This is a genomic window from candidate division KSB1 bacterium (assembly GCA_016214895.1).
Classification (GTDB): domain Bacteria; phylum Electryoneota; class RPQS01; order RPQS01; family RPQS01; genus JACRMR01.
In genome coordinates, this window is record JACRMR010000020.1 from 258,139 (window position 1) to 281,583 (window position 23,445).

The following is a 23,445-nucleotide window of genomic DNA, read 5'->3' on the forward strand; positions in this document are numbered from 1 at the left end:
ATGAGTCAAACCGGCATACGGTTGTTGTTCGTCGCGCTGCTCGCGACGCTGTTCGGCGCGGCCTACGCGCTGAACTATCAGTGGTTGACGGATGAGGAGATGACCTCCTTCGGTGACCGGATTCCCATTTTCATGCCGCCGGACACCTTCACTGGGGACGTGCACTCGAATTCCATGATCGCAATCTTGGGCGCTCCCGTGTTCTATGGCCGCGTGTCAACTACCGAGGATGACTTCTGGCGTGGCGTCGGCTATAATCCGCAGTTTCACGGCCCACCGCCATTCTTCAATGCGCCTCCTGTCTCGCTTGGCATGGGTGTAACGCGATTGCGGCAGGCGTGTTGGAATCGCGGCGCGGTGTACGGGACGCCTCAGATGCAAGCACGGCTGCTTTTGCAGGGCGGCACGATTCGCATTAACCTTTGGCCTGTCGGGCTTCCGTTTGACAGTACGTTTACGGAGTTCCACTACCCGGTCTCGTCAGGGGAGAACTATCTCTTCTTCCTCGGGCCGCTTACGATCTCGGGAGTTGTCGCGGGTAGAATTGTTATCGGCACGGACGCACGCGCCGGCATCGCGGATAACATCCTTTATGCCGACGCGGACCCGTTGACGGGTACGACGCCGGACAGCAGTCACGATTACTTCGCGCTCGCCGCCGCTGGCGAGATCAAGATTCTCAACACCGTGGCGAATGGTCGCGAGAACTCCGGCGGACTGGGATTGAATCAGACCAATCACGATTCGACCAGCATCGTGCTCTGCGGCGCGTACTATGCTTACGGCGAGAGCTTCACGTTCGAGAATCAGAATGATCCCGACAGCGGATACGTGTGCGAGTGCGAACCGGATGATCGTGGCACGATCTATCTCTATGGCGGCATCGTCCAGATGCGCCGGGGTCAACTGCACCGCTCCACGCGGACCAGCACGGGCTATCGTCGCACTCTGCGGTTCGATCCGCGCCTGCGAGGCTGGGACGACCTGCTCGCACCGCGCTCCGAGATCATGTCCGAGAGCACCGACACGCTCTCTTTCACATCCGTCCCGGTCGGCTCCACGGTCTGGGACACGGCCTATGTGTACACGGAACAGGCGCTCTCGTTCGCAGGCGCTTATGCCACCTTTCCGTGGTACTCTCCCGGGGGCTCACCCGCTTACGGCGATAGCTTCGCGGTCCCTTGCCGCTTCTCACCGCCGCACAGCGGCCGTTACAGTGGAACATTGACCGTGCACGTAGGTGGATACGAGCACGACATCGTGTTGCTCGGCGAAACCGCTTCCACTTCATCAGACATTCCCGCCGTGCCGCGCGATATCACGCTTTCGGCCTACCCGAATCCGTTCAATTCCGCGACCACGATTCGCTATTCAGTGGAGTCCACGGCGAGCGCGGAGCTGACGGTTTTCGATCTGACCGGCCGCGCGGTGCAGCGGTTCGCGCTCCGCACGACTCCCGGCGGGCATGAGCTCGCATGGGACGCGCACAGCCTCGCCACCGGCCTCTATTTCGCTCGCCTCACCTCAGGCTCCCAAGCGACTACGACCAAGCTCTTGCTTCTGAAATAGGGCCCGCTGGTCGGCATCGGAACTTCAATTTTCGATTTTCAATTTCTGCTTGAACATCCTCTTCGTAAACTCATCACTGGTCTGGGGCGGGAACGAAAAGTGGACGCTGCGCGCGGCGGAAACACTCGCGTCGCGCGATCATCAGGTCGCGATCGCGATTCGCAACTTTGAGATCTGGCAAGGCCACGAGCGCGGCTGGGTCGATTTTCTCACCTTGCCGTTTACGAATGACGCCGATATCTTCACGGTGTTCAAGCTGCGGAAGTTGATCACGGAACGCGAGATTGACATTCTGCTGCCCACGCGCAGCCGCGATTACTGGTTGAGCGGTTTCGCGCGCCTGGGGACGTCCGCGAAATACGTGATGCGCAACGGGATTACGCGCGATCTCCCCAACACGCTCAAGGAACGCCTGCGTTACGGCCGCTTTCCCGACGGCATCGTCGTGAACGCGCAGGCCGTGAAGGAGTCGCTGGCCAAGCACGCCTGGGTTCAGCGCGACCGCATTCACGTGATCTATAACGGCGTGGATTCCGCGGAATCGAGCGAGCAAGTTCCGCCGCTCAAACAGCCGGGCGAATTCTTGATTGTCGCCGCCGGACGCGTCGAATCGGACAAGGGCTTTGACGTGCTCGTCGAAGCCATGGCCCTCGCGCTCCGTGACGTGCCATCTTTGCGCTGCGTGATCTTCGGTCGCGGCGACATGGAAGCTGCGATCCAGCGGCGCATCGACGAGCGTCAGGTTGGCGACAGCGTCCGCCTCGGCGGGTTCACCACGAATCTCGCCGCGGTATTGAAGCAGGCGGATCTTTCCGTCTCATCGTCCTACCGCGAAGGCGTATCCAACTTCATTCTCGAAAGCTGGTCCGCCGGCGTCCCCATCATCGCCACTTCGATTCCCGGCTCGACCGAAATTATCGCCGCCGAACAGCGCGGCGGCCTCGTGCTTCCGGGCGACGCGATTGCGCTGTCCAGCGCGATCCTGCGCGCCTTTCATGACCGCGAGCTTTGTGGGCGCTGGTCCGCGGCGGGCACGCTGGCGATTCAAGACACTTTCAACTGGACGCGCATGGCCGAGCAACTCGAAACGCTCTTCATCGCTCTGACCGCGGCATGACGACCTACCTGCGGTACATCAATCCGTTCCAGCGCTATCGCGGCGCGCTCATCATGACGGCGTTCTGCACGATTTTCTACGTGCTCTTCAACGCGCTCTCACTCTGGCTGGTGGCTCCGGTGCTGCGCATCATTTTCATGCCGGGCAAGGAAGACGCCGCGCCGCTTCCGCTCGGTCAGGCGCAAGGGTGGTACGATTCCCTCAAACACTGGTCGTGGTCCTGGTTCGCCGGCGATACTCCGGCCGAGACGCTGCCCAAGCTTTGCCTGGCCCTGATTCTCGTCTTTCTCCTGAAGAACATCTTCGCCTTTGGACAGATGTACTTCGTCTCGTACGTTGAACAGCGGATGGTCAAGGACTTGCGCGACACGCTCTTCGGCCAGCTCGCGCGCCTCCCCTACAAGTTCTTTGACAAGCGCGCCACGGGCGACGTGATGTCGAGCGTGATGAATGACGTGTACGTGCTGAGTCTGACCTTTCAGCGCGTTTTCACGCAGGCCGTCCGCGATCCGCTCTCGGCGATCACCCTGCTGATCATTCTGATCTCGATCTCGTGGGAGCTGACGCTGACCGCGCTCATCATCGTTCCGCTCTTTGGCTTGATCTATCGGGCCACAGGCCAGAGCTTGAAGCGCAAGAGCAAGCGCATTCAGGAGAAACTTGGCCAGCTTTCCGCGTATCTGCAAGAGGCGATCTCCGGCGCGCGCGTGATCAAAGCGTTCGGCACCGAGCGTTACGAGACGCAGCGCTTTGAGCGTCGCGCCGACGAGCTGTTTCGTCACAGCCTGCGCTTGGCCCGCCTCGATCGCCTCGCCCAACCGCTGTCGGAAACGATCGGCGTGGTGATTATTGCGCTCGTGCTGCTGTTCGGCGGTCAGCGCGTCTTGTCCGGCGAACTGCTCGACGCCGAGGATTTCATTCGCTTCATCGTGGTGCTTTTCGCGATTCTGACCCCCGTCCGCAATATTGGCGCGATTTTCAATAACCTGCAAGTCGGTTCCGCCGCCGGAGCGCGGCTCGATGTGATCTTCCATGAGCCGGTCGAGGCCGTCGAGCGCGGCGGTGTTGAGGTTCGCGAGTTCGCTCGGGAACTCCGGTTCGAGCACCTGTCTTTTCGCTATGAGACCAGCTCCGATTGGGTGTTATCGGATATCGACCTGACGATTCGCAAGCACGAGAAGGTCGCGCTCGTCGGCCGCAGCGGTTCCGGCAAGAGCACGCTCGCGAATTTGATTCCCCGCTTCTACGAGCCGCAGCAGGGCCGGATTCTGCTCGATGGGATTCCGGTCACGGAGCTGTCGCTGTCGTCGCTCCGCCAACAGGTGAGCTCCGTCAGTCAGGATGTGTTTTTGTTCAACGAGACCGTGCGTTACAACATCGCGTATGGGCTGGAGCATGTGGACGAAACCCGGCTGCGCAATGTGATCAAGCGCTCGCAGGCGGAGTCCTTCATCGCGGCCATGCCGCACGGTCTGGACACGGTGGTCGGCGAGCGCGGCACGCAACTGTCCGGCGGACAACGCCAGCGTCTGGCCATTGCCCGTGCCCTCTTGCGCAACTCTCCCATTCTGATCTTTGACGAGGCCACGTCGGCGCTTGACAGCGAATCCGAGCGCCTGATTCAGCACGCGCTCACGGAGCTGTTTCGGGACCGGACCGTGATTATCATCGCTCACCGGCTGAGTTCCATCCGCTTCGCTGATCGCGTTGTGGTACTGGATAAGGGCCGGGTCGAAGCGGTCGGGACGCACGACGAGCTGGTGAAATCGAGTCCGCTCTATTCCACGCTCATGCCGCTGTACGAGTCACCGGCCGCGACGGCGTGAAGCTGCTCTTCGTGAATTCCGCGTGGCCCGCCAGCTGGGGCGGCGGTGAAAAGTGGACCATCGAAGCGGCGCGCTGGTTCTCCGCTCAAGGCGAATCCGTGCATGTCGTGGGCTGGCCCGGGTCGCGGTTGGTTAGCCAAGCCCGCGAATTCGGACTCGACGCGGTCGAGTTTCGCTTTCGCGGCGACTTCGATCCCCGCGCGCGCATGGCCGCCGCCCGTCTCCTCACCGCGCTCACTCCGGATCTGATCGTCGTGAATTTCAACAAGGAAGTCTGGACGTTCGGCTCCGCTGCGCGCCGGCGCGGCATCCCCGTCGTGGCCCGGCACGGGTTCCCGTTATTGCGCAATACCTGGCACCATCGCTACGCGTTCGCTCGCCATATCTCCCGGTTGATTGTGAATGCCGACTCCATTCGCGATGACTATCGCGGCCTGGGCCTGGATGTTTCCACGGTCCGCGTCATTCACAACGGCGTCCGTCCGGTGGAGCAGCAACGTGGCGCGCTGCGCCGGCAGTTGGGTGTGGGTACCGATGACATCCTGATTGCATCCGCGGGTCGAATCGAAACGCAGAAGCGCTTCGATCTGTTCATCGAACTCGCGTCCATGCTCTGTGCGACGCACTCCCATCTTCGCTTTGTGCTATTCGGCCAAGGTCCGCTGGAGACCGAATTGCGCCGGCGGGTCGCGAGTATGGGTCTCTCGGCTATGTTCAATTTTTTCGGATTCGCGGCGGATTATGCGGCGCTGATCGGCGATGCGGATTTGTTCGTGTTGACCTCCGAAAACGAGGGGACGCCGAATGCTCTGCTGGAGGCGATGGTCGCCGGCGTCGCTAGTGTGAGTTTTGACGTCGGCGCGGTAAGCCGGATGTTTCGCGGTGAATTGCGCGAGAATTTGATTCCCGCCGGAGACCTGTCGGCACTTCGCGGCCGGGTCGAACGATTGCTGGTTAATCCGGATGCTCGTCGCGCCTGCGCCGCGGCGATGCAGGCCCGCGCGCGGAGCGAATTCGACTTGGACTCCTCAATGCGCGAGTTTCAAGCGGTCTTTGCGGAGACCCTGCGCCGCAGATGACGGAGCGGCGCGTCTTCAGCTACGAATCGGCGGTGTCCGCAATCTTACTGCTCGCGCTGGCGGCGGTTTCCGGGCTGCCGTATGTTGCGCAGGCGTGGAACTTATCATTCATCGAGCGCGGGTTCATCATCGTCAACGCCGCCCTCGCGCTAATCGTCCTGGGCCTGATCTACGACGTTGGCGAGCGCCTGCATGCGACCGGCAAGGGCATCTACGCAGCCGCCGTCTTCACGTCGCTGCCCCTGTGCGGAGTCGCGGTCGCGGATCCGGGCGCGGCGGCCTTGTTTTCGCTGACGGCGGTGAATGCGCTGTGCGTTTGGCTGGCGATTCGCGCGCAGGCATCCGACTCCCGCGCGGGTCTGTTGCTCGCGCTGCTGCTCTTGTACATGGGATTCGTTTGTGGATTTCGCTGGGAGGGAGCTGCGTATGCGCCCGCCGTGATTCTCGCGGCGCGCAGCCAGCGCGCTCTGCGGGGGGGCGGCGTTCTGCTCATCGCATACGCGGGTGGTGCGCTGCTGCGGTTGGCCGTCTCCGAGTCGGTGCTTCCCGCGCTTGCCTATCCGACGTTGGCGCCGAGCCCGTTGCTCGCGGCACTAACGATCCTGCCGTGGACCCTCTGGGCGATTCCGGCGATCCGCGGTTGGAACCGCGATCTGCCGATCGCATTGTGCGCCGCGGTGGTAATTCTGATCATAGCGGTCAGTTCGCATGCGCCCGCGGCGTTGACCGCTCGCGTGCTGCTGCTGTCACCGGTGGTCGCGCTGGTGTCCGCCGATCATTTTCTGCGGGCGTTCGCCGCGCGCAGCGAGCGTTCGCTCAGCGCGTCACTCTGGCCGTACCTGCTGCTCGGTTGTACGTTCGCGCTGTTGATCGCCGCCGCGCTCCCGAGCGCGACCGGCGGACTCAAGGTGAGTGTCGCGTCAGCGATCACCGCTGCGCTATTGACGGCGGGTTTGCTGGCGACCTACCTGCTGCGTCAGCCGCGTTGGAGTTTCGCTCTGCTCTTCACATGCGCGCTGTGGTTCGGCGCCGTCTTTCGCCACCAGTTCGAGCGACCCGCGCCGCCATCCTCAGGAACCATGTTCGGCTGGCTCGCCGGCGCGCTTGTGCTTGTGCTCTCCGTCGTGGCGGCCATAGCGTGGAAACGTCTATTCGGCGCGCCGATCCCTGCTTCCGTCGTTGGCGAATCCTCTGACATCACCGCTGGCGGCGCCGAATTCCGGCGCTATGCTGTCAATCCGCTCACGGACTGGTCAGGCAGAATTGTCGAGTTCACCGGGCGGGATCATGACCGCGAACTTCGCTTCGCGGTCTTCGGCGACCTGGCCGGTGCCGATTCCGTCGTGAGCACACGGCAGCGCGGCTACTTTGTCTATCGGACGCTCGTCGAGCGTCTTCGTGCGTCAGGCGCGGAGTTCGCGGTCTCCCTGGGCGACATGTCGCTCAGCGCCACCGAGCTGCAATACCGTCGGCTGCGTCAGCTCCTGCGGCGTTTTCCGCTGCCGCTTGTGGTCACGCCGGGTAATCATGATCTTTTCGACGGCGATCGTCTGGATTTGCGGCTGTTCCACGGCTTGTTCGGCGCCGACCAGCGCAGTTTCGAGCTCGGCCGTGTCCAATTCGTCATTCTGAATAATGCCCTTGGCAGCGTCTCACCGGATCAATTCCGCTGGCTCGAGCAGGAATTGACCGCGGCCCATGCGGCGGAGTTCCGGCTGGTCTTCGCGCACAAACCGCTGTTTGATCCGCGCGCCGGAGTCTTCTATGCCATGGAGGATCGGGCAGACGCCGAGCAACTTCATGCGCTGTTCAGGCAAACGCGCGTGACCGCCGTGTTCTCCGGACACATTCACGCGCTGCGCGTCTTCGATCGCGACGGGATCCAGTACGTGATCTCCGGCGGCGGCGGTTCCAAACTCGTCTCGGCATCGGAGCGTCACCATTACTGGATCGCGACGGCCCGACCCGGATCGCTGAGTCTGGAGGCGCTGCCGATCTCGAGTCATGAAGTCTCCCTCGCCGAGCCGCTCCAGCGCTTCGAGTTCCGCAACGCATGATCCTGCGCGGTCCACGAATTACGGCTGAACCGCGCCGCATTCTGTTCATCCAGCTGCGACGCATCGGCGACACGCTGCTCGGCACTCCGGCAATTCGCGCGCTGCATACTCGCTTTCCGCGCGCACAGCTCGATTTCATCGCGGAGCAGCCTGCTGACGAAGTCCTGTCCGGTCACCCGCACATTGCTCGCCTGCTGGTCGCCCCTCGTCACGGCCTGCGCGAGACCGTTGAGTTTGTCCGGCTGATGCGCCGCGAGCGCTATGATTGGACCATCGATTTCCTGTCGAATCCGCGCAGCGCGCAGTTTGCATTTCTGTCCGGTGCGGCGGTTCGAGTCGGCCTGAATCGCTTCGGTCGGCGCTGGGCTTACACCCATCGCGTGATGGAGGAGCCGCGCGACGCCGATCTTTATGCGGTCGATCTTCGTCTGGAAATTCTGCGCCAACTCGGCGTTCCGTCCGCTGGCCGCGAGTTGGAGATGTTCGCGGATCAGGCCGCTCCCGACGCGACACGGCAAGCGGCGGCCGCGTTACGCAATCTGCCTCGCCCGCGTGTGGCGGTGGCGGTCGGCGGCGCAAATCCCGCTAAACGCTACCCCGCCGAGCTCTGCGCCGCCGTGATCGATCAACTACAACGGCACGGCTGCTCCTGTCTTCTCACCTCCGGTCCCGGCGAGGCCATCTATGGCGAGCAAGTCCAATCGGTGCTGCCTACTCGCATTCCGCAGCTGATAGACGCCCGCGTCCCGCTACTGGCGGCGCTGTATCGCGATGTCGATTTGTATCTTGGCCCCGACTCCAGCCCCAAGCACGTCGCCGTGGCCTGTGGGATTCCCACCGTGACGCTGTTCGGTCCGGGCAACCCGCTGAATTGGAACGACTCAACGAGTCCGCGTCAGATCGTGCTGACGCCGGATTGCGTCGATCGTCCGCGCTGCGTCGAGTCCATTTGTGCGCAACGCGGCTGCCTGCGTCGCCTCGACCCGGCTGTCGTCGCGGAAGCGGCATTGCGGCTCTTGAACAAATAAAGCGAGCGGATCACTCGGATCCGCTCGTCGGTCGGTACATTCTCTGATTGGTTGCGCGTGCTATCGCCCGCGTGTTCGCGTCAGGTCCCGCCGAGCCTTCTTGGTCGGTCGGGGCCCCTCCTCCTTCTTGGCGCCGCCCCGCCACTCCCGGTTGGCAACTTGGATTTCGCGAAATTTCTCCAGCGTTTCCTGCGCCGTCTGCTCTTCGTACATTCGCTTCGCATCCTGCTTGGAAAGGTTGATATCCGCGGCCTCTTTCACAACGTAGGCGCGATATAAGCCCTGGCTGCGAATCTTGACCATGTCATTCGCGCCGACTAAACTCCCGGCATCGGCGAATCGCTCGCCGATCATGATCTTACCTTCGCGACACGCCTGCGTAGCCTGAGTTCGCGATTTGAACAAGCGGGCGCGATGCAGCCAGATATCAAGTCGGATTTTGTCGTTCATCTTGGTCTTCGTATCCACAATCGAAGTTCACGGAATATACGCATTTCTCCTTGAAAAGACAAGCCGTGCGGACCGCCGGCCTTCAACCCTTCGACCACCTTATCAACTCCCACCCCCCATGCGCAAGTTCCAGTTCTTGCTTACCTTCATTGCGGTTTGTATGGTTTCGACGGCTCTGGCATCGCCGCTGGAATCGAATCTGAAGAAGCATGTCAAATTCCTCGCGGACGACAAGCAGGAAGGCCGCGGCATCGGCACGAAGGGCCTGGATGAGTCCGCCCAGTATATCGCCGACCGCTTTCAGGAGCTGGGCCTGCAGCCTCCCTTTGGCGGCAGCTATTTTCAGCCGTTCGAGATGGGCTGGGGAGTCCAGCTCGGCCCGAACAATCGCGTCCAATCCGGCGATACCGGCGCGGACACCTCCTCCGGCATCATGCCGATCGGTTTTTCCAGCGCCGGCACTGTCACCGCACCGGTCGTGTTTGTCGGCTACGGGATCACCGCTCCCGAATTCAACTATGACGATTTCGCCGACATGCACGTGGACAGCGCGATCATCCTCTGTCTGACCGGGGAGCCCGGCGAATTCGATTCGTCGTCCGTCTTTGAAGGCGTCAACTACACGGCTCACGCGACGCTGCGCAGTAAGGCCAGCAACGCGAAGCTGAAGAATGCGGTGGCGATGCTGGTTGTCGAAGGTCCGCTCTACGCCGGAACGGGCGTGGAGGAGTTAGCGGTGCCGCGCGCCGATGAGCCTTATCTAGATTGCGGCATTCCGGCCCTGCGGATCACCCGCGAGGCCCTGGCCAGGCTCTTTCCCGAGTTCGAACTTGAGAAACTGCAACGCTCCATCGACAGCAACACGCAACCGCGCAGCATGCAGATCACGGACAGCGTCAACGTCACTCTGACCGCCGACCTGACGCGTGAAACCGTCGCCGTCAAGAATGTCGTCGGTCTGATTCCCGGCAACGACACGGTTATCGTCGTCGGCGCTCACTACGATCACCTCGGTTTCGGCCAGAGCGGGAGTCTCGATCCCCACCCCGGCAAGATTCATAACGGTGCAGACGACAACGCCAGCGGTGTTGCCTCGGTGATCGAGATCGCGCGCGATCTCATGTCCCGGCCGATTCCCGAGACGGTCATGTTGGCGACCTTCACCGCCGAGGAAACCGGCTTGGGCGGCTCCTCGCACCTGGTGAAGAACTTCCCGCTGCGGCTCGATCTGGTGCGGGCCATGATCAATCTCGATATGGTCGGTCGCGTGAAGGACAATCAATTTTCCGTGCTTGGCTGCAAGAGCGCCGACGAATTTTCCGGGATCATCGAGGACGCCAATCAGTCGATCGGACTGAACGTCACCTGCAAGGGCGACGGCTACGGCCCCTCGGATCACATGAACTTCTATCTGGCCGACCGTCCCGTGCTCTTCTTCTTTTCCGGCGCGCACGAAGACTATCACCGCTCGACCGACGACTACAAGCGCATCAACTTTGACGACATGGCCCGTGTCACCCGGCTGGCTGAAAATACGGTACGCGGGATTTCGAAATTCTCCGCACCGTTGACCTTTGTCAAGAGTTCGGAACCGCCTCCGCAGGGCGGCGGTCGTTTTCGCGCCTGGTTTGGCTCGATCCCCGACTACTCGCAAGCGGACACGCTGATCGGGGTCCTGCTCAGCGGCGTTCGCAGCGGCAGCCCGGCGGAGTCGGCCGGACTGACGGGCGGCGACCTCATGGTTCAGATGGGCAAGGTCAAGCTCAACAACATCTATGATCTCGTGTTTGCCCTGCGCACCTACGCTCCCGGCGACAGCGCTGACGTTCACTACCTGCGCAAGGGCGCGGAGCGTTCATCGGTATGTGTCTTTGGCTCACCGCCGAAATAGCTCGTCACTTTCCGTTCACCGACCACCGCCAACTTTCACTCTGATGCATACACTCTCTCTCCTTGCGATAGCACTCTGCGCGGCCCTTGCGCTTGCCGAGCCGTTGATCTATGAAGGCGAAACTCACCTCCGCAACGTGCGCCAATTGACGTTCGGCGGTGAGAATGCCGAAGCCTATTTCTCTTACGACGGCGACCTGATAGTCTATCAGGCGACCCGCGACAGCTTTAAGTGCGACCAGATTTTCACGATGAATCTCGACGGTTCCGGTCAGCAGTTGATCAGCACCGGGACGGGCGCCACGACCTGTTCTTTTTTCGTTCCGGGAACCGAGGATATCGTCTTTTGCAGCACCCATGAACACGGTGCCGAGTGCCCCGTGAAACCGGACCGCGCGCTGGGCTACGTGTGGGGTCTGTTCAACTATGACGTGTTCCGCGCGAAGCGGGACGGTTCGAATTTGCGTGTGCTCGCGAACTCCAGCGGTTACGACGCCGAGGCCGCCGTCAGCCCCGACGGCAAGGAGGTCGTCTTCACGTCGGCGCGCGACGGCGATCTCGAACTGTACAAGATGAACTCCGACGGCACGAACATCCGGCGGCTCACGTACACGGTCGGCTACGACGGCGGGCCGTTCTTTTCTCCGGATGGCAAGTACATTGTGTATCGCGCTTTTCACCCGCGTTCACCGGAGGAGTTGGTGCGCTGGAACACGTTGTGGAGCGAGCAGGCGGTGTCGCCGACTCGCCTTGAACTCTGGATCATGAATTCGGATGGCACGGGCCAGCGTCAGGTCACGAATCTCGGCGCGGCCAGCTTTTGTCCGTACATGAGTCCCGACGGAAGCTGGATCGTGTTCACGAGCAACTTTGCCGACAGCTCCGGCAGCCACATGCCGAACTTCGATCTCTGGCGCATTCATCCTGACGGCTCCGGGTTGGATCGGGTCTCAAACTCGCCGGTATTCGACGGCTTTCCGATGTGGTCCTACGACGGCAAGAAGCTGATCTTTGCTTCGAATCGCGGCGAGCAGAAGCATTCTCACGAAACGAATATCTTCATCGCCGACTGGATCGAATAGTCTCCTGAACGCCCTGCGAATCGCAAGAGGCGGCCCGCGGGCCGCCTCTTGCTGCTTTGTCTGACGCGGGCGCCCTCGGCCCGCGGCGTTGGCTACCGCAGAAGGGCGATCTTGCGCACGGCGCTCAGGCCGTTAGCTTCAAGTCGCGCGAAATAGATACCCGTCGGCAGGGACGTGCCGGTTGCGCCGCGGGCATCCCACGCGATCTGATGCACGCCCGCCGGCAGTTCGCGATTCACCACCGTGGCGACGTGCTGCCCCAGCGCGTTGAATACGCTTAGCTGTGCCTGTGCCACATCGGTCAGTTCAATCGTGAACGTGGTGGTCGCGTTGAACGGATTGGGGAACGGTGTTCCCAGTCCGAACTTGCTCGGGACGGGTTCCGCTTCGAATCCGAGCACGTTGGCGGTCGCCGTGATCTGATTGTGCGCATCGCGCAGTTCATAAAACATGGAGATGCTCGGCGGCAAACCTGCCGATCCCGTCAGCTCGATGGATGCCAACACTCCGCTGCCTGACACCGTCGGGGCTTGCGGATTCAACCGGCCCATGGCGATATCCACCGCCTGGCCGCGAACCGTGCGCAGGAACAACGTGGTTCCGGCGCCGAGAAAACCGCCGTCTGAGGCGTCGTCGATCGTGGCGTCCGGCCCGTCGACGGCCAGATAGATGTGAGCAGTCGTCAGGGCCTCGACATCACGAGCCTGCACCTCCGCGGTCCAGCCGTGCGCAGTTGGACGAATCACGACCGCCACCGCTCGCGCCGCGTCGAGTTGCGTGCCGTTCGCCCGCGGCGGCTCCGGCAGCGAAGTCGTCGAGCTGCTGTTATACCAGTTGTACATCGTGGACAGGGAGAGCAGATCGTAGGCATCCAGTCTGCCGTCGGGATTCGCCACCAGATTCGGGACGGTAGTCCCGGTGTACGGTCCGATATCCGAAATCGGATCAAACGTGATGCCGTCTCCGTTCCAGCCCTGGGTGAACACGTTCACGTCCGCAAAATCGATGCGTCCGTCCACGGCGGGAATCATGTTCGGCGGATCGCCCGGATCATCGGACGGGGAAGCGATATCTCCCAGGTAGCCGCCCCGCAGGTGCATGTCGTTTCCGACCCACGTACTGACTTCGGCGTTGTGGACGTCCCGGAAATCGGCGAGGCTGTCCGCGAAGGCGAAGTCCCCGGTTGACGGCACGCTGAAGGAATCGGCTCGCACGACAATTGAGGCGATCACGCGCGACGATCCCGTCGTCAACCCGTCATCGTCACCCACCATTGACGCGTTGATCTCCAGCGTCCCGGCGGTATTATTGAAATCGTAGAGGAAGATCTTGTTCGTGAACCGCTCGCCGGACCAGAGGTTGCCTTCATTCACGCTGATCACGTCGATCATGGACGGTGGGAAGGTCAGCACCGTTCGCAGCGCCGTAATCGAATCGGTCCGCGATGCACGCAGTTCGATCGTTCGCGTTGCGCCGCGCTGGAGCAGCAAGTAGGTATCGTCATCGATGGGATCAACCATCTCGATTCGCATCGTGTTGTCGGCGGGTCCGCCGCCGCCCGTACTGTCGCCGGCTTCTTCGGCCAGCCAATCCCGGCGCAGGCTCTTGGTAACGATGTCGCGATCGGCATCGGCCGTGAACACGACCAGGCCCGTATCTTCGGACATCACCGCCAATCCGCGCGGGTCGAGGAACTGCGACAGTGACGCACCGTTGCTGCCAATCGTCGTGACGAAGGCCGGGGCGGTGGATCCACCGCTGCCTGTCGCTTCGTCATCGCGATAGAGCACGAGCCGCCCGTTGCCGTTATCGGAGACCGCCAGATAGACGTCCTGATCCTGCATGACCACCTCGATATCATCGGGGCTGGACAGTAAATCAGTTGCGCCGCTGACGGCATTCCACGCCACCACCGGGCTGATCCAGTTGTCCGGGTCAACGGCGGCACTCGGCAGGTAGGCCAGCTTCTGCAGCCGGTTGTTGCCGGTATCGCACAGGTAAATGTCGAAGTGACCCAGTCGTGAATTCCAGCGCGCGGCGATTCCGCGCGGCAGATTCAGTTGCCCCAGGCTCGAACCCTGCCGGCCGTATTCCGCCTGATCCACCGACTCCGCGTAACGCACGCGAATAAAGATTCCGTCGCTCGGAACCAGACCGTGGGCGCCGTCGCCGAAGCGGACTTCCCCCGTGAAGCGATTGACCTCACAGGTCCGGTCCGTCGGTCCGGTAATCAGCAAGTCGTCAACGATGGTCCACGGAATCGAGTCCGCGCTGGCCCACACGGAGTAACTGCCTTCGCCGCCCACCGTTCCCAGTTTGTAAGTCTGCAACGGGGAACCGTCCGACTTGCCCGGGACTTCGTATCGCCAGGCGCCGCCAAAGCAGTCGTCAATGTTGTCATACGCACGAATGACCTTCAGCTTGTGCGCGTCGGAATCGGTGACAAACAGATTGTCGTTCTTGATCGGCGCCGTGCCGTCCAGTTCAAAGTAGTCACCGACATTAAACTCAATGGCATCGACGTCGTCGGTCACCGAAATGTCATCGGTTGAGTTTGTGATCGTGAACGTGACGCCCGGAATTGCGGTGCTGTTGGCTGCCCCGTGATTCCAAACCAGGAAGTCGTTGACGACGTTCAGGTTGGTCTGGTCGAGAATGGAGAGCACGCCGTCGATCACCTTGAACACGATGCGCGGATCGCCGCCATCGAGCGTTGTCCAGGCTTTGCCGCAGGCCAGCATCGGCACGACCTGTCCGTTGATCGACGGACAAATGAGTCGCGGCTCGTAGGCGTACTGCGTCGCGGCGGCACCTTCCACATAGATCATCCGGCCCGTAGCGGTTGTCGCCGGCGAGAAATCCGCGGCGCTCACGTCATAGGTCTTGTAGCGAATTCCGTCCTGGTCGGCCGTCGTGGCGTACGGATAGGCGATGTGTACGTTGCCCAGGTCATCCGCGTACGCGCTGAACCGTTGCGGCGAAGCGTCTTCGCCGGTCGTCAGCGCGGTGCCGGCTCCCGAGGTGAACTCGCCGTCCAACGCGTCGATTCGATTGTAGTAGAGCTCGGTCGTCGTCGGCCACACTTCCGTGCCCTGACCGACCCAGAACACCCACACCGTATCGCCGCTCAGTGCGATTTGCGGAAACGCGAACGTCTCGCCGCGACTGGTCTCGCTGGCCACTCCGGCCGTCCCGGTCACTTGGTCAACGGTAGCCGTAAATCCGCCGGTTTCGTAACTGCCCCAGGAAACGCCGTTGAACAACAGGAAGCTGATCTTCGACGGACTGGCGGCATCCGAGACGTAAGCCATGTAGATTCTGCCTTGCCGGCTCATGACGCAGTGCGGCGCGCTGAAACCCGTTCCGCTGCCGCTGGCCGCCTCATAGATGGCACCCCAGGCGCTCCCCGAAAACGTGCGATGATAGACATCGTCGTCACCCGACCACACGACTTGCACGTTGTCGGTCAGGTCCACCAGCAGATTCGCGTACCGGTTTTCGGCCACGATCGACGGGGTGATGGACGCCGTCAGGTTCGTGTTGGTGGACCAGGTGCTTCCACCCACCGAATACGAATGAAACAGATGCCGCTCGCCCGCGGTCACCGCCTCGTAGATGACATGCAGTTCGCCCGTCGATCGCAGGGCGATCCGCGGCCGGTCATGCGCTCCCGTCAGCGACGTCGGCGAAATCCGCACCGCCGCGGACCACGTCTGACCGTAGTCGTCGCTGTAGCTGTACGAAGTTCCCTCCGTGTCATTGTCCCGGCAGAACACCATGTGCAGTCGGCCGGTCAGCGGATCGAAGGCGATGTCCGATTCCTCATTCAGCGGTGACGCTGACTGATTCATAGTCGAGGCCGTGTCGAAGGAGAATGTCAACCGGTAGTCATGCCCGAGGAACGTATTCTGATTGTGCACCGACTCGGTCAGCAGCAGATTATTGGTCCCGCTCGGCAGGTTCTCGGCGATCGAGCCGTCGGTATTGACGTCGGTTTCGACAATCTCCACATCATGCGGTCGCGACAGCGCGCCCGGATACTGGTCCACGTAAGTGAACGCGCCGCCGAACCCGACGGCATCGAGCGCATACGAGGCCAGTGCCCCGGCGCCGCTGGAAAGCGAGTTGATCAGGTACAAATCGACAACTTCGCCGGAGCGCACGGAAGTATTCAAGGCGATGCTGCTCAGATCCGTCAAGGCCGGATCATTCGCCTGCGTCGCTTCATTGAGCTGCAACGGCAACGCCACGGGCGTGGCCGCGGTCAGCACATAGTCCACTTCGCCGATGCCCGCCACCCCCTGCGGCGTGGCGTAACCGTATTCCACGCGCACCGAGTCGTTGACCGTCAGGTCCCAGCCGGCGGGCAGCGCCACGACGCCGCCGATATTCGGTCCGCCCGAATTGGCGATGGCGTACACCGAATCGGCGACCCCGTATCCGGTCAGCGAACTGACTCGTCGAAAGAACTTGCCGTTGATGCGGATGCGCTCGCTGGCGGGGACGATTTCACCCTGTGAAAACTTGATCTGGGCGGCGCCGAAGTTTCCCTGCACCGGCGTCGCGCTGTAGCTCAAGTCCTCGACATTCCAACCCGCGCTCGTGGTGAACACCTGCACGCGTCGCTGATCGCGATCGACCACGAACACGCTGGGCGTGGTCACGGATCCGAACATCGCGACGGCGGTCGGTGACGAGAACGGCGAGCCGTAGAGCGGCAGCGGCGAGTTGACCAGATAGTCAAGATAAGCGCTGCTGTCCGAGTTCAGGGCATGTTGCACGTTGAAGTACGGTCCGTTCCACTCCACGAAGGAGCGATAACTCGATGCTGCGGTTGCCGCGATGCTCAGACTGAGCAGGCTGGCCAGCGAGGCGCTGAGTAAACGGTAGCGGAGATTCATGGTTTGATCCTCCCGAGGGCAGGGGCGGTTTCGCCCGGCGTATGATGAAACGATTTTGTTGACAAAGAGTGCATGCGTGGCTTACGGCTCCACGATGATGGTCCCCGCGCTAAGGTCACAAACTCGCGGCGCGGCATACATGTCCAACCCGAAGGTGCTGTCCGCCGCGAAGTGCGCGTGCGAATTCCCCGGCTGTAGTCCGCGAACCGCCAGCTGCGCGACGACGCCGTCACCGTCCGCCGCGGTCCCGATCCGGGTATTGCCGGCATAGTCGATGCTCCAGGTCATGTAATTGGAGACCTGCCCGCGCGAGTTGCGGATCCCGCGGAAGAAGGCGAATCCGTCGTTCGTGGAATAGAACTCACCTTCGAGCAGATCGATAACTTCGAGGCTGCCGACGTCGAATTCGAAGGCATATTGCAGCGCGGCCAGATCCGTCGAATTCTCGATGTAAATACTGATGAGCGCCGTATCACCGAGGCCGACGCTCGCGTCATCGAAGCGAATCGTCAACCGCGCCGCCGTGACAAAGCTCGTGTCCCGGCCCGCGCCGCGCAGTCCGCTGGAATCTACCGCCTCCGCGCGTAACAGGTAAGTGGTTTCGGCGTTCAGGTCGGTCAGCGTCACCTCGTGCTCAATCAACATCGCGGAATCGCGAACAGAGTCCAACGGACTCGCGGCGCCGAAATACAGAATGGTCGTCGCCGGCTCGTCGGTTCGCCAGCTCACCAGCGCCGATGTTTCACCGATATTCGTAATCGCCAGCCCGAGGATCGACGGTTCCGGCCGGGCCTTGTCCGGCGTCCGGAATTCGCCGCTGCAGATCGCCACATTGCTCAGACTGTCCGTGGCGCGCAATTCATAAACATAGTCGGCGGCCCATTCCAGGCCGATCAGCAGATTGTCGTGTTCGACCGCCGCTTGCGGGAATCGCACCAGTGCGCTGTACATCGTTCGACCGAAGCGAATCTCGCCGGTGGTCGAGTGATTTGCCGCCCATTGCACGTGCATTTCGCCCGCGGAGTCCACCACGCGGCAATAGTCGAGCGATAACCCTTCCGGCCCTTGCGGTCCGTTGGGCTGGCGCGACGAGCCGCTCGAGCAGCCGAGCAGCAGCAGTCCGCTCAGCAGCAGCCCATGGGTAATCATCCACAGTCGAAGTGTCGGCGTGCGGTCGTTTGGCATAGCTTAGGGTTCGGTGAACATAATCTCGACGGTGTCGCGCACGCCTTGTGTGTACGCGATCACCATTCCCAGTGCCGCGGCGCTATCGGCGGTAAGGGTATCCAGGGCGATGCCGCCCTGCGTGAGCAGCGTGCCGGATTGCAGGGTTCCGATCGTGTTCAAGAGCACGATTTCCGTGGAATCCGCCACCGGGTGGCCCGCTTCAAAGCACTCGACGAAGATCACAATCTGACTCTCGCCGTCGGCCGGCACGGACCACGGTTGAGCTTCAACCGAGATGGTCAGCACGGGACCGTTCGGATTCCCGGGCTCGGTCTCGTCCTCCTGCGGCGCGCAGCTCCACGCAATCAGCGCAAGCGCACTAACGACGATCGCCCAGCGCACGGATCTCCTCGTCCTCGGTGTCGGTCTGGTCTTGAATGTCAAGGGTTCCCGCCAATTGCTTCCCGAAGCGTTGATAGGCATCCAGCGTCAACGCCCGGCTTTCCGCCAGACTCAGTCCGCGTTGCTCGTCGCTCGACACGAAGGAGAGCTTTGCCGCCGTTCGTTGTTCCGCCCGCGCGGTCATGACGCGATCGGCAGCCATTTCCAGCGCTCCGAGATGAATCAGGCGCACCCGCGCGCGGCATTCCGCTCGCCACTTCGGCTGCGAAAACAGCAGGGGAACTCTGACTCCTCCACCCGCCGCAACTGCTTCGTGATCGACATCGGTAATCATCAGCCACCGCACGTCGGGATTCGCCAGCGCGATCGCTTCCACGGTATTCCAGAACGCCGTGTTTGTCGAGCCATCGTAGGGCAATCCCGGCAGATCAAGCGAACTCAGCGGTTCGACGTTGTCAAAGGCGGGTTCCAGCTCGTGTAGCAAGGCCTTCCACAATTCATCGCGATCCGCCAGTGGCACGCTGGCCATCGGCGGGGCGATCAGAATCGTCCCTTCATGGTGCGCGATTCGCGGTGCTCCCGAGCGTTCCGGAAATAGCTGCCGGGACAAACGGCCTTCAAACCGCAGTCCGATATTGAATCCATAGACAGGCTCGTCGGCGAGGTCCGCGCTGAATCCCGGTGCGATCTGAAATCCCCACGGTCCCGTTATCGCCAGGCCGCTACTCATCACCTGTGTATTGGGCATCGTCCCGATCCGCGTAAAGGACTGCGCAAAACCCAATTCAGCCGCGATCCGGGGTCCGAACGGAGCCAGCCACAACCGGCTTCCCCAGCGGAAGGATTGCTCGAGCCGATCGGACGAAGCGAAGTAGCCCCCAAACGCATTCACTTCGGCAACGGTGGCCGGATTCCAGAGGCCGCCAAGGAACAATTCGCCTCCCGTCTGCTTCATACTGAAGGAAGGCAACACACCGCCGGTCGCGCTCAGACTATCGTAATAGAGTTCTTGATCTCTGTAACCGGTAGGCAGCACGAAATTGCTGTTGAACCCGATTCGCAGCGGTCTATCTTTCGAATTGATCGGCCAGTAGGACAAACCAAGGCGACTGTCCTCCGGCCCTTTTTGGAATGCTCCGAGGCCGCTGAGATCACGGCTCGACCCGCTCATCGCCAAGCCCACATGATCTGTCAACCCAATATTGATATTAAACTTATGACGCGTGTCCTGCCACAGGTCGTCGTGGAGGAACTCGCCGCCGTAGCCCATCCAGAGATGCCCTCGCAGGACCGGCGGAAGTCCCGCTTCTGGCGAGACATACGCAGCGGACGGCCACCCTTGTGCGGCGGCCACACCCGTTAAGACAAGCATATATAGTGCGTTATAGAAAGCTCGCATTTGACCCTAAAGACTTTGGTTCGAGAAACATGTTCGCAAGTCATGTGCCATATCACCTTCCCCGCTAATTCACAGCAGTTTGGCAACAATTCTTGCAGCACTCCGGCAACTCTTGCCGACAGGCCGGAGCCACCTGGCGGATGTTTCAGATGCTGGGGGCACAAAAAAGGACGGCCCCTGTTCGGGAGCCGTCCTTGACTAACTGGTCGAAAAGCATTATATCTGTAATGTCTTGAAACTCGTTTGCTTGGTTATGCCCTATATCCCCATTATTTCACCAGAGGACGCGGCTGGTCCGCTGGCTGCGCTCTACACCGAGATTCGTCGCGTTCGTGGTCGCGTGGCGGGTATCTACCAGCTGCAAAGCCTTGATCCCGAGCTGCTTCGAGCGCACCGTGATCTCTACTGGGCCACGATGCACCGCGAGCACGGGTTGCCCGTGCAGGAGCGTGAAGCGATCGCGCTGGCGGTGTCGATTGCGAATAGCTGCGACTATTGCGCCCGGCATCACGCGGATCATCTGCGTGCGGCGGGGGGCAGCGAGTCGCTGATTCTGTCGCTCACGCTCAGTGAAGCTCCGGCCACATCCTCGCGCCGGCTGAATCGCCTGATCTACTATGCTCGCAAGTTGACACTCCTCCCCAACTCCGTCGGTAAGGACGACATCGAAGAACTCCGTCGCGTCGGACTTGGCGATATCGAGATCCTTCATGCCGCCCAAATCATCAGCTACTACAACTATGTGAATCGCATCGCGAATGGTCTCGGGGCGGAATTGGAAACCGGACGCAAGTGATCACACCTCAACGGCGGAGTGGCGGGATAGATGAACGATGATCGATCATAGATGATGCGGACTGCATTGATCTTGACCTGTTTAGAAGCTCATAATATACGCGTATTTGACCAACAAGTCAGTTGATGTGGCTTAAAATGTACAAGGCGTTGTTCATCCTGATGTTGGGGGTCGCGGGCGCTGCCAGCGCCAGAGATGGGGCACATGGAGACATGTGCCGCCAAGGGCAGAGTGTCTTCTTCGTGGCCAACGAGGGGCAGTGGGACGAGCCGTTTGCCTTCAAGCTGAATGCAGGAGGCACGACGTACTTTGTCACCGAGCAGGGCTTGACTATCGACATCCGGCAGTATGACCGAACGGCCAACGCCGCGTCGGGTCTCCCCCCATATCCTATGGGGGGATTAAGGGGGGAGGAGGAGCCCGAGCCAGTATCAGTCCGTGGGCATGTCCTGAAGCTGAACTTCGTCAATCCGGTCTCCCCCCACTCTGTGGGGGGACTAAGGGGGGTTGACAAGTTGCCCAGCTACTCTAACTACTTTCTGGGCAGAGACTCCTGCAGGTGGCGGAGCCGGGTTGGGCACTATCAGCGCGTGATTGCGGAGAATGTCTGGCAGGGCATCGATGTGGAGTTCGTGGCCGTAGGGGCCGTGTCCGCGACCGGCCCGGGGATCAAGACGAACTACCACGTTCATCCCGGTGCGGATGTCTCGCAAATTCAGATTGAGTATGAAGGTCTTGATGCACCGCTGCAAGTTGACGGCTCAGGCAATCTCGAACTCGCAACCTCGCTGGGTGATCTGAAAGAGCAGAAGCCGTGGGCCTATCAGATTGATGGCCGTCAGCAGCGCGATGTGGGTGTGCAGTTCGCCGTGATGAACGAGCATCGCTACGGAGTCATAACTTCTTCCATCGACGCGAGCAAGGAACTGGTGATTGATCCGCTGATCTACGGAAGCTACTTCGGGGGAATCGGGCCGGACTGGGGCCTTGCGACCACGGTCGGGCGGGATGGATCGGTCTTCGCGAGCGGTGAATCTGAATCCGCTGGCTTGCCGACGACACCAGGCGCCTACGAGGACTTTAACCCGTTTCCGGGTCGCCCAACGATCTACACGAGTCGGTTCTCGAGCGATCTGTCCACGCTGGCGTATTCCACATATGTGGGCGCCCACGTCACGCAACCTAGCGGAGAAGCTGAAGCGTTTCAGCTCTTCCTGGTGGTCGACCAGGCGAGCCGAGTCTGGGGTGGAGGAGCCACATCGGCGTGGGACTGGCCGTTGACGGTGAACGCGTTTGACACGACATTTGACGATGTCTATCTTGAGGGATTCTTCTACCGGCTTAGCGCAGATGGCAGCGCACTGGAGTACAGCTCATTTCTTGGTGGTTCAGGGTCCGATGAACTCACTGCCGCTGCGGTCGACTCCCTCAATTACATCTTGTGGTTGGCGGGGAACTCCGTGTTGTCGCCGGATCTGCCAGTTACGCCGAACGCCCAGTTTCCGACCCCGTTCGGCGGAGAATACGATGTGATCTTGGGGAAATTCAATTTGCTCGCATTGACAATGGACTATCTGAGCTTCTTCGGCGCGGCTGGGGTTGATCTCGCATGGTGCGTCCTTCCGGTAACGGCTGGGACGGTCTGGTTGGCTGGTTCCAGCGAGAGCACGGGATTTCCCACGACGCCCACCGCACTCAGGTCCGATGCCGTTGGGACGGACGGCTTTGTGACAAGCTGGAACATCGCGGACGGCGAGTTCGAGTACAGCACACTGTTGGGCGGCGCGGGTCTGGATTGGGTCAATGCGGTGGCGATCGTAGACAGTGATCACATCGGGGTCGTCGGAGTAACTATGTCCGCTGACTTCCCGGTTTCCGCGGATGCCGCGGATACTTCTTTTCATCCGGATGAATTCAACGGGTTTGTAACTATCTTGACGCCATCAACCGGAGAGTTCCGTTCGACTTACTTGTCCGGGGCCGTTCGTAACTCGTCAGACATGGTGTTTGGAGCCTGCGCGGCCCGCGACTACTTTTCGGTTGCGGGGTGGACGTCCAACGCCGACTTTCCGGTCTCACCGGGCGCGGAGGACACGGTGCTGAACGCCACCGGGGGGATCAATCTGGCCGACTTGTTCTTGTGCAAGCTCAATCTGGACCTGACCCTGATCGAATATTGCACCTATTTCGGTGGTGATTTCGATGACCGTCTTTCCCAATCGGGATCGGTGTATTATGTGAATGCGGACACGGTTTGGTTGACCGGGGCGACTGGCTCGACGGACTTCCCGATATCCCCCAACGCGTTTCAACCAGTCAATGCGGGGCTTGGAGATGCGTTCATTGCGGGTTATGCGTTTCCGCCGTCCGACGCTGTGTCGGAACGACCCTATCCTGCAATCCTGAGCGATCTGAATCTGCTTGTTTATCCCAACCCGTTCAACGGCGAGGCGCAGGTCCTGTACGGCCTATCGCAGAGCCAGAATGCAAACCTCGTCATCTATGACCTGCTGGGGCGACGCGTGCAATCCCTTAACTTGGGCTGGCAGTCGGCGGGAACACATCGCACATCCCTGTCATTCGATTCACGGCCGTCGGGCATCTACACCATCCGACTTCAAGCAGGCACCCAGGCGGCAATCCAAAGGGCGGTCCTGGTGCGATAGGTAGAGGAAGATCGCG

15 protein-coding genes are annotated in these 23,445 nt (G+C 61.2%); 10 read left to right on the forward strand and 5 right to left on the reverse strand.

The genetic code is table 11. From position 1 onward, the window contains the following. Genes HZB60_11000 through HZB60_11025 form a run of 6 tightly spaced genes read left to right on the forward strand, consistent with a single transcriptional unit; the run spans position 1 to position 8,676 of the window. Positions 1-1,569, forward strand: coding sequence for a T9SS type A sorting domain-containing protein (locus tag HZB60_11000; protein MBI5060293.1), 1,569 nt, complete (start codon positions 1-3; stop codon positions 1,567-1,569). Positions 1,570-1,618: 49 nt separating this feature from the next. Next, on the forward strand, positions 1,619-2,686 hold the full coding sequence (locus tag HZB60_11005) for a glycosyltransferase (protein MBI5060294.1): 1,068 nt from the start codon (positions 1,619-1,621) through the stop codon (positions 2,684-2,686). Next, positions 2,683-4,512, forward strand: a complete 1,830-nt coding sequence (locus HZB60_11010; protein ID MBI5060295.1) for an ABC transporter ATP-binding protein — start codon at positions 2,683-2,685, stop codon at positions 4,510-4,512. Before HZB60_11005 ends, HZB60_11010 begins: the two co-directional genes overlap by 4 nt. Next, entirely contained in the window at positions 4,509-5,591 is a 1,083-nt protein-coding gene (locus tag HZB60_11015; GenBank protein MBI5060296.1) for a glycosyltransferase, read from the forward strand. The genes HZB60_11010 and HZB60_11015 overlap by 4 nt, the downstream gene beginning before the upstream one ends. Then, positions 5,588-7,648 (forward strand): metallophosphoesterase, encoded by a 2,061-nt coding sequence (locus HZB60_11020; GenBank protein ID MBI5060297.1) that lies wholly within the window; start codon positions 5,588-5,590, stop codon positions 7,646-7,648. The genes HZB60_11015 and HZB60_11020 overlap by 4 nt, the downstream gene beginning before the upstream one ends. Beyond that, complete coding sequence (locus tag HZB60_11025; GenBank protein MBI5060298.1) at positions 7,645-8,676, forward strand: glycosyltransferase family 9 protein; 1,032 nt, start codon at positions 7,645-7,647, stop codon at positions 8,674-8,676. Before HZB60_11020 ends, HZB60_11025 begins: the two co-directional genes overlap by 4 nt. A gap of 60 nt (positions 8,677-8,736) precedes the next feature. Here the strand turns inward: HZB60_11025 and HZB60_11030 are convergent, their stop codons facing one another. Further along, positions 8,737-9,126: a hypothetical protein gene (locus tag HZB60_11030; GenBank protein MBI5060299.1), complete on the reverse strand. Its 390-nt coding sequence runs from the start codon at positions 9,124-9,126 to the stop codon at positions 8,737-8,739. A 118-nt stretch (positions 9,127-9,244) separates the two neighbouring features. On the opposite strand from HZB60_11030, the gene HZB60_11035 reads away from it, so the two are divergent. Together HZB60_11035 and HZB60_11040 are read left to right on the forward strand one after the other, a co-directional pair. Further along, positions 9,245-11,017 carry a M20/M25/M40 family metallo-hydrolase gene (locus HZB60_11035; GenBank protein MBI5060300.1) on the forward strand — a complete coding sequence of 591 codons (1,773 nt, stop codon included), beginning with the start codon at positions 9,245-9,247 and terminating at the stop codon, positions 11,015-11,017. 43 nt (positions 11,018-11,060) lie between these two features. Continuing rightward, a complete protein-coding gene (locus tag HZB60_11040; GenBank protein MBI5060301.1) occupies positions 11,061-12,098 on the forward strand; it encodes a PD40 domain-containing protein in 1,038 nt (345 codons plus the stop codon). A 92-nt stretch (positions 12,099-12,190) separates the two neighbouring features. Here the strand turns inward: HZB60_11040 and HZB60_11045 are convergent, their stop codons facing one another. The 4 genes from HZB60_11045 to HZB60_11060 all read right to left on the reverse strand — a co-directional run bounded on the left by HZB60_11045 (position 12,191) and on the right by HZB60_11060 (position 19,940). Further along, positions 12,191-16,999, reverse strand: coding sequence for a T9SS type A sorting domain-containing protein (locus HZB60_11045; protein MBI5060302.1), 4,809 nt, complete (start codon positions 16,997-16,999; stop codon positions 12,191-12,193). Between the two features lie 81 nt (positions 17,000-17,080). Further along, positions 17,081-18,184 (reverse strand): hypothetical protein, encoded by a 1,104-nt coding sequence (locus tag HZB60_11050; GenBank protein MBI5060303.1) that lies wholly within the window; start codon positions 18,182-18,184, stop codon positions 17,081-17,083. A 3-nt stretch (positions 18,185-18,187) separates the two neighbouring features. Continuing rightward, positions 18,188-18,568, reverse strand: coding sequence for a hypothetical protein (locus HZB60_11055; GenBank protein ID MBI5060304.1), 381 nt, complete (start codon positions 18,566-18,568; stop codon positions 18,188-18,190). Further along, positions 18,546-19,940 (reverse strand): hypothetical protein, encoded by a 1,395-nt coding sequence (locus HZB60_11060; protein MBI5060305.1) that lies wholly within the window; start codon positions 19,938-19,940, stop codon positions 18,546-18,548. Before HZB60_11060 ends, HZB60_11055 begins: the two co-directional genes overlap by 23 nt. Before the next feature lie 259 nt (positions 19,941-20,199). Between HZB60_11060 and HZB60_11065 the strand changes: the two genes are divergently transcribed. Both HZB60_11065 and HZB60_11070 read left to right on the forward strand, forming a co-directional pair. Next, positions 20,200-20,763 carry a peroxidase-related enzyme gene (locus HZB60_11065; GenBank protein MBI5060306.1) on the forward strand — a complete coding sequence of 188 codons (564 nt, stop codon included), beginning with the start codon at positions 20,200-20,202 and terminating at the stop codon, positions 20,761-20,763. Positions 20,764-20,888: 125 nt separating this feature from the next. Further along, positions 20,889-23,429, forward strand: a complete 2,541-nt coding sequence (locus tag HZB60_11070; GenBank protein MBI5060307.1) for a T9SS type A sorting domain-containing protein — start codon at positions 20,889-20,891, stop codon at positions 23,427-23,429. The last annotated feature ends 16 nt before the right edge of the window (positions 23,430-23,445 follow it).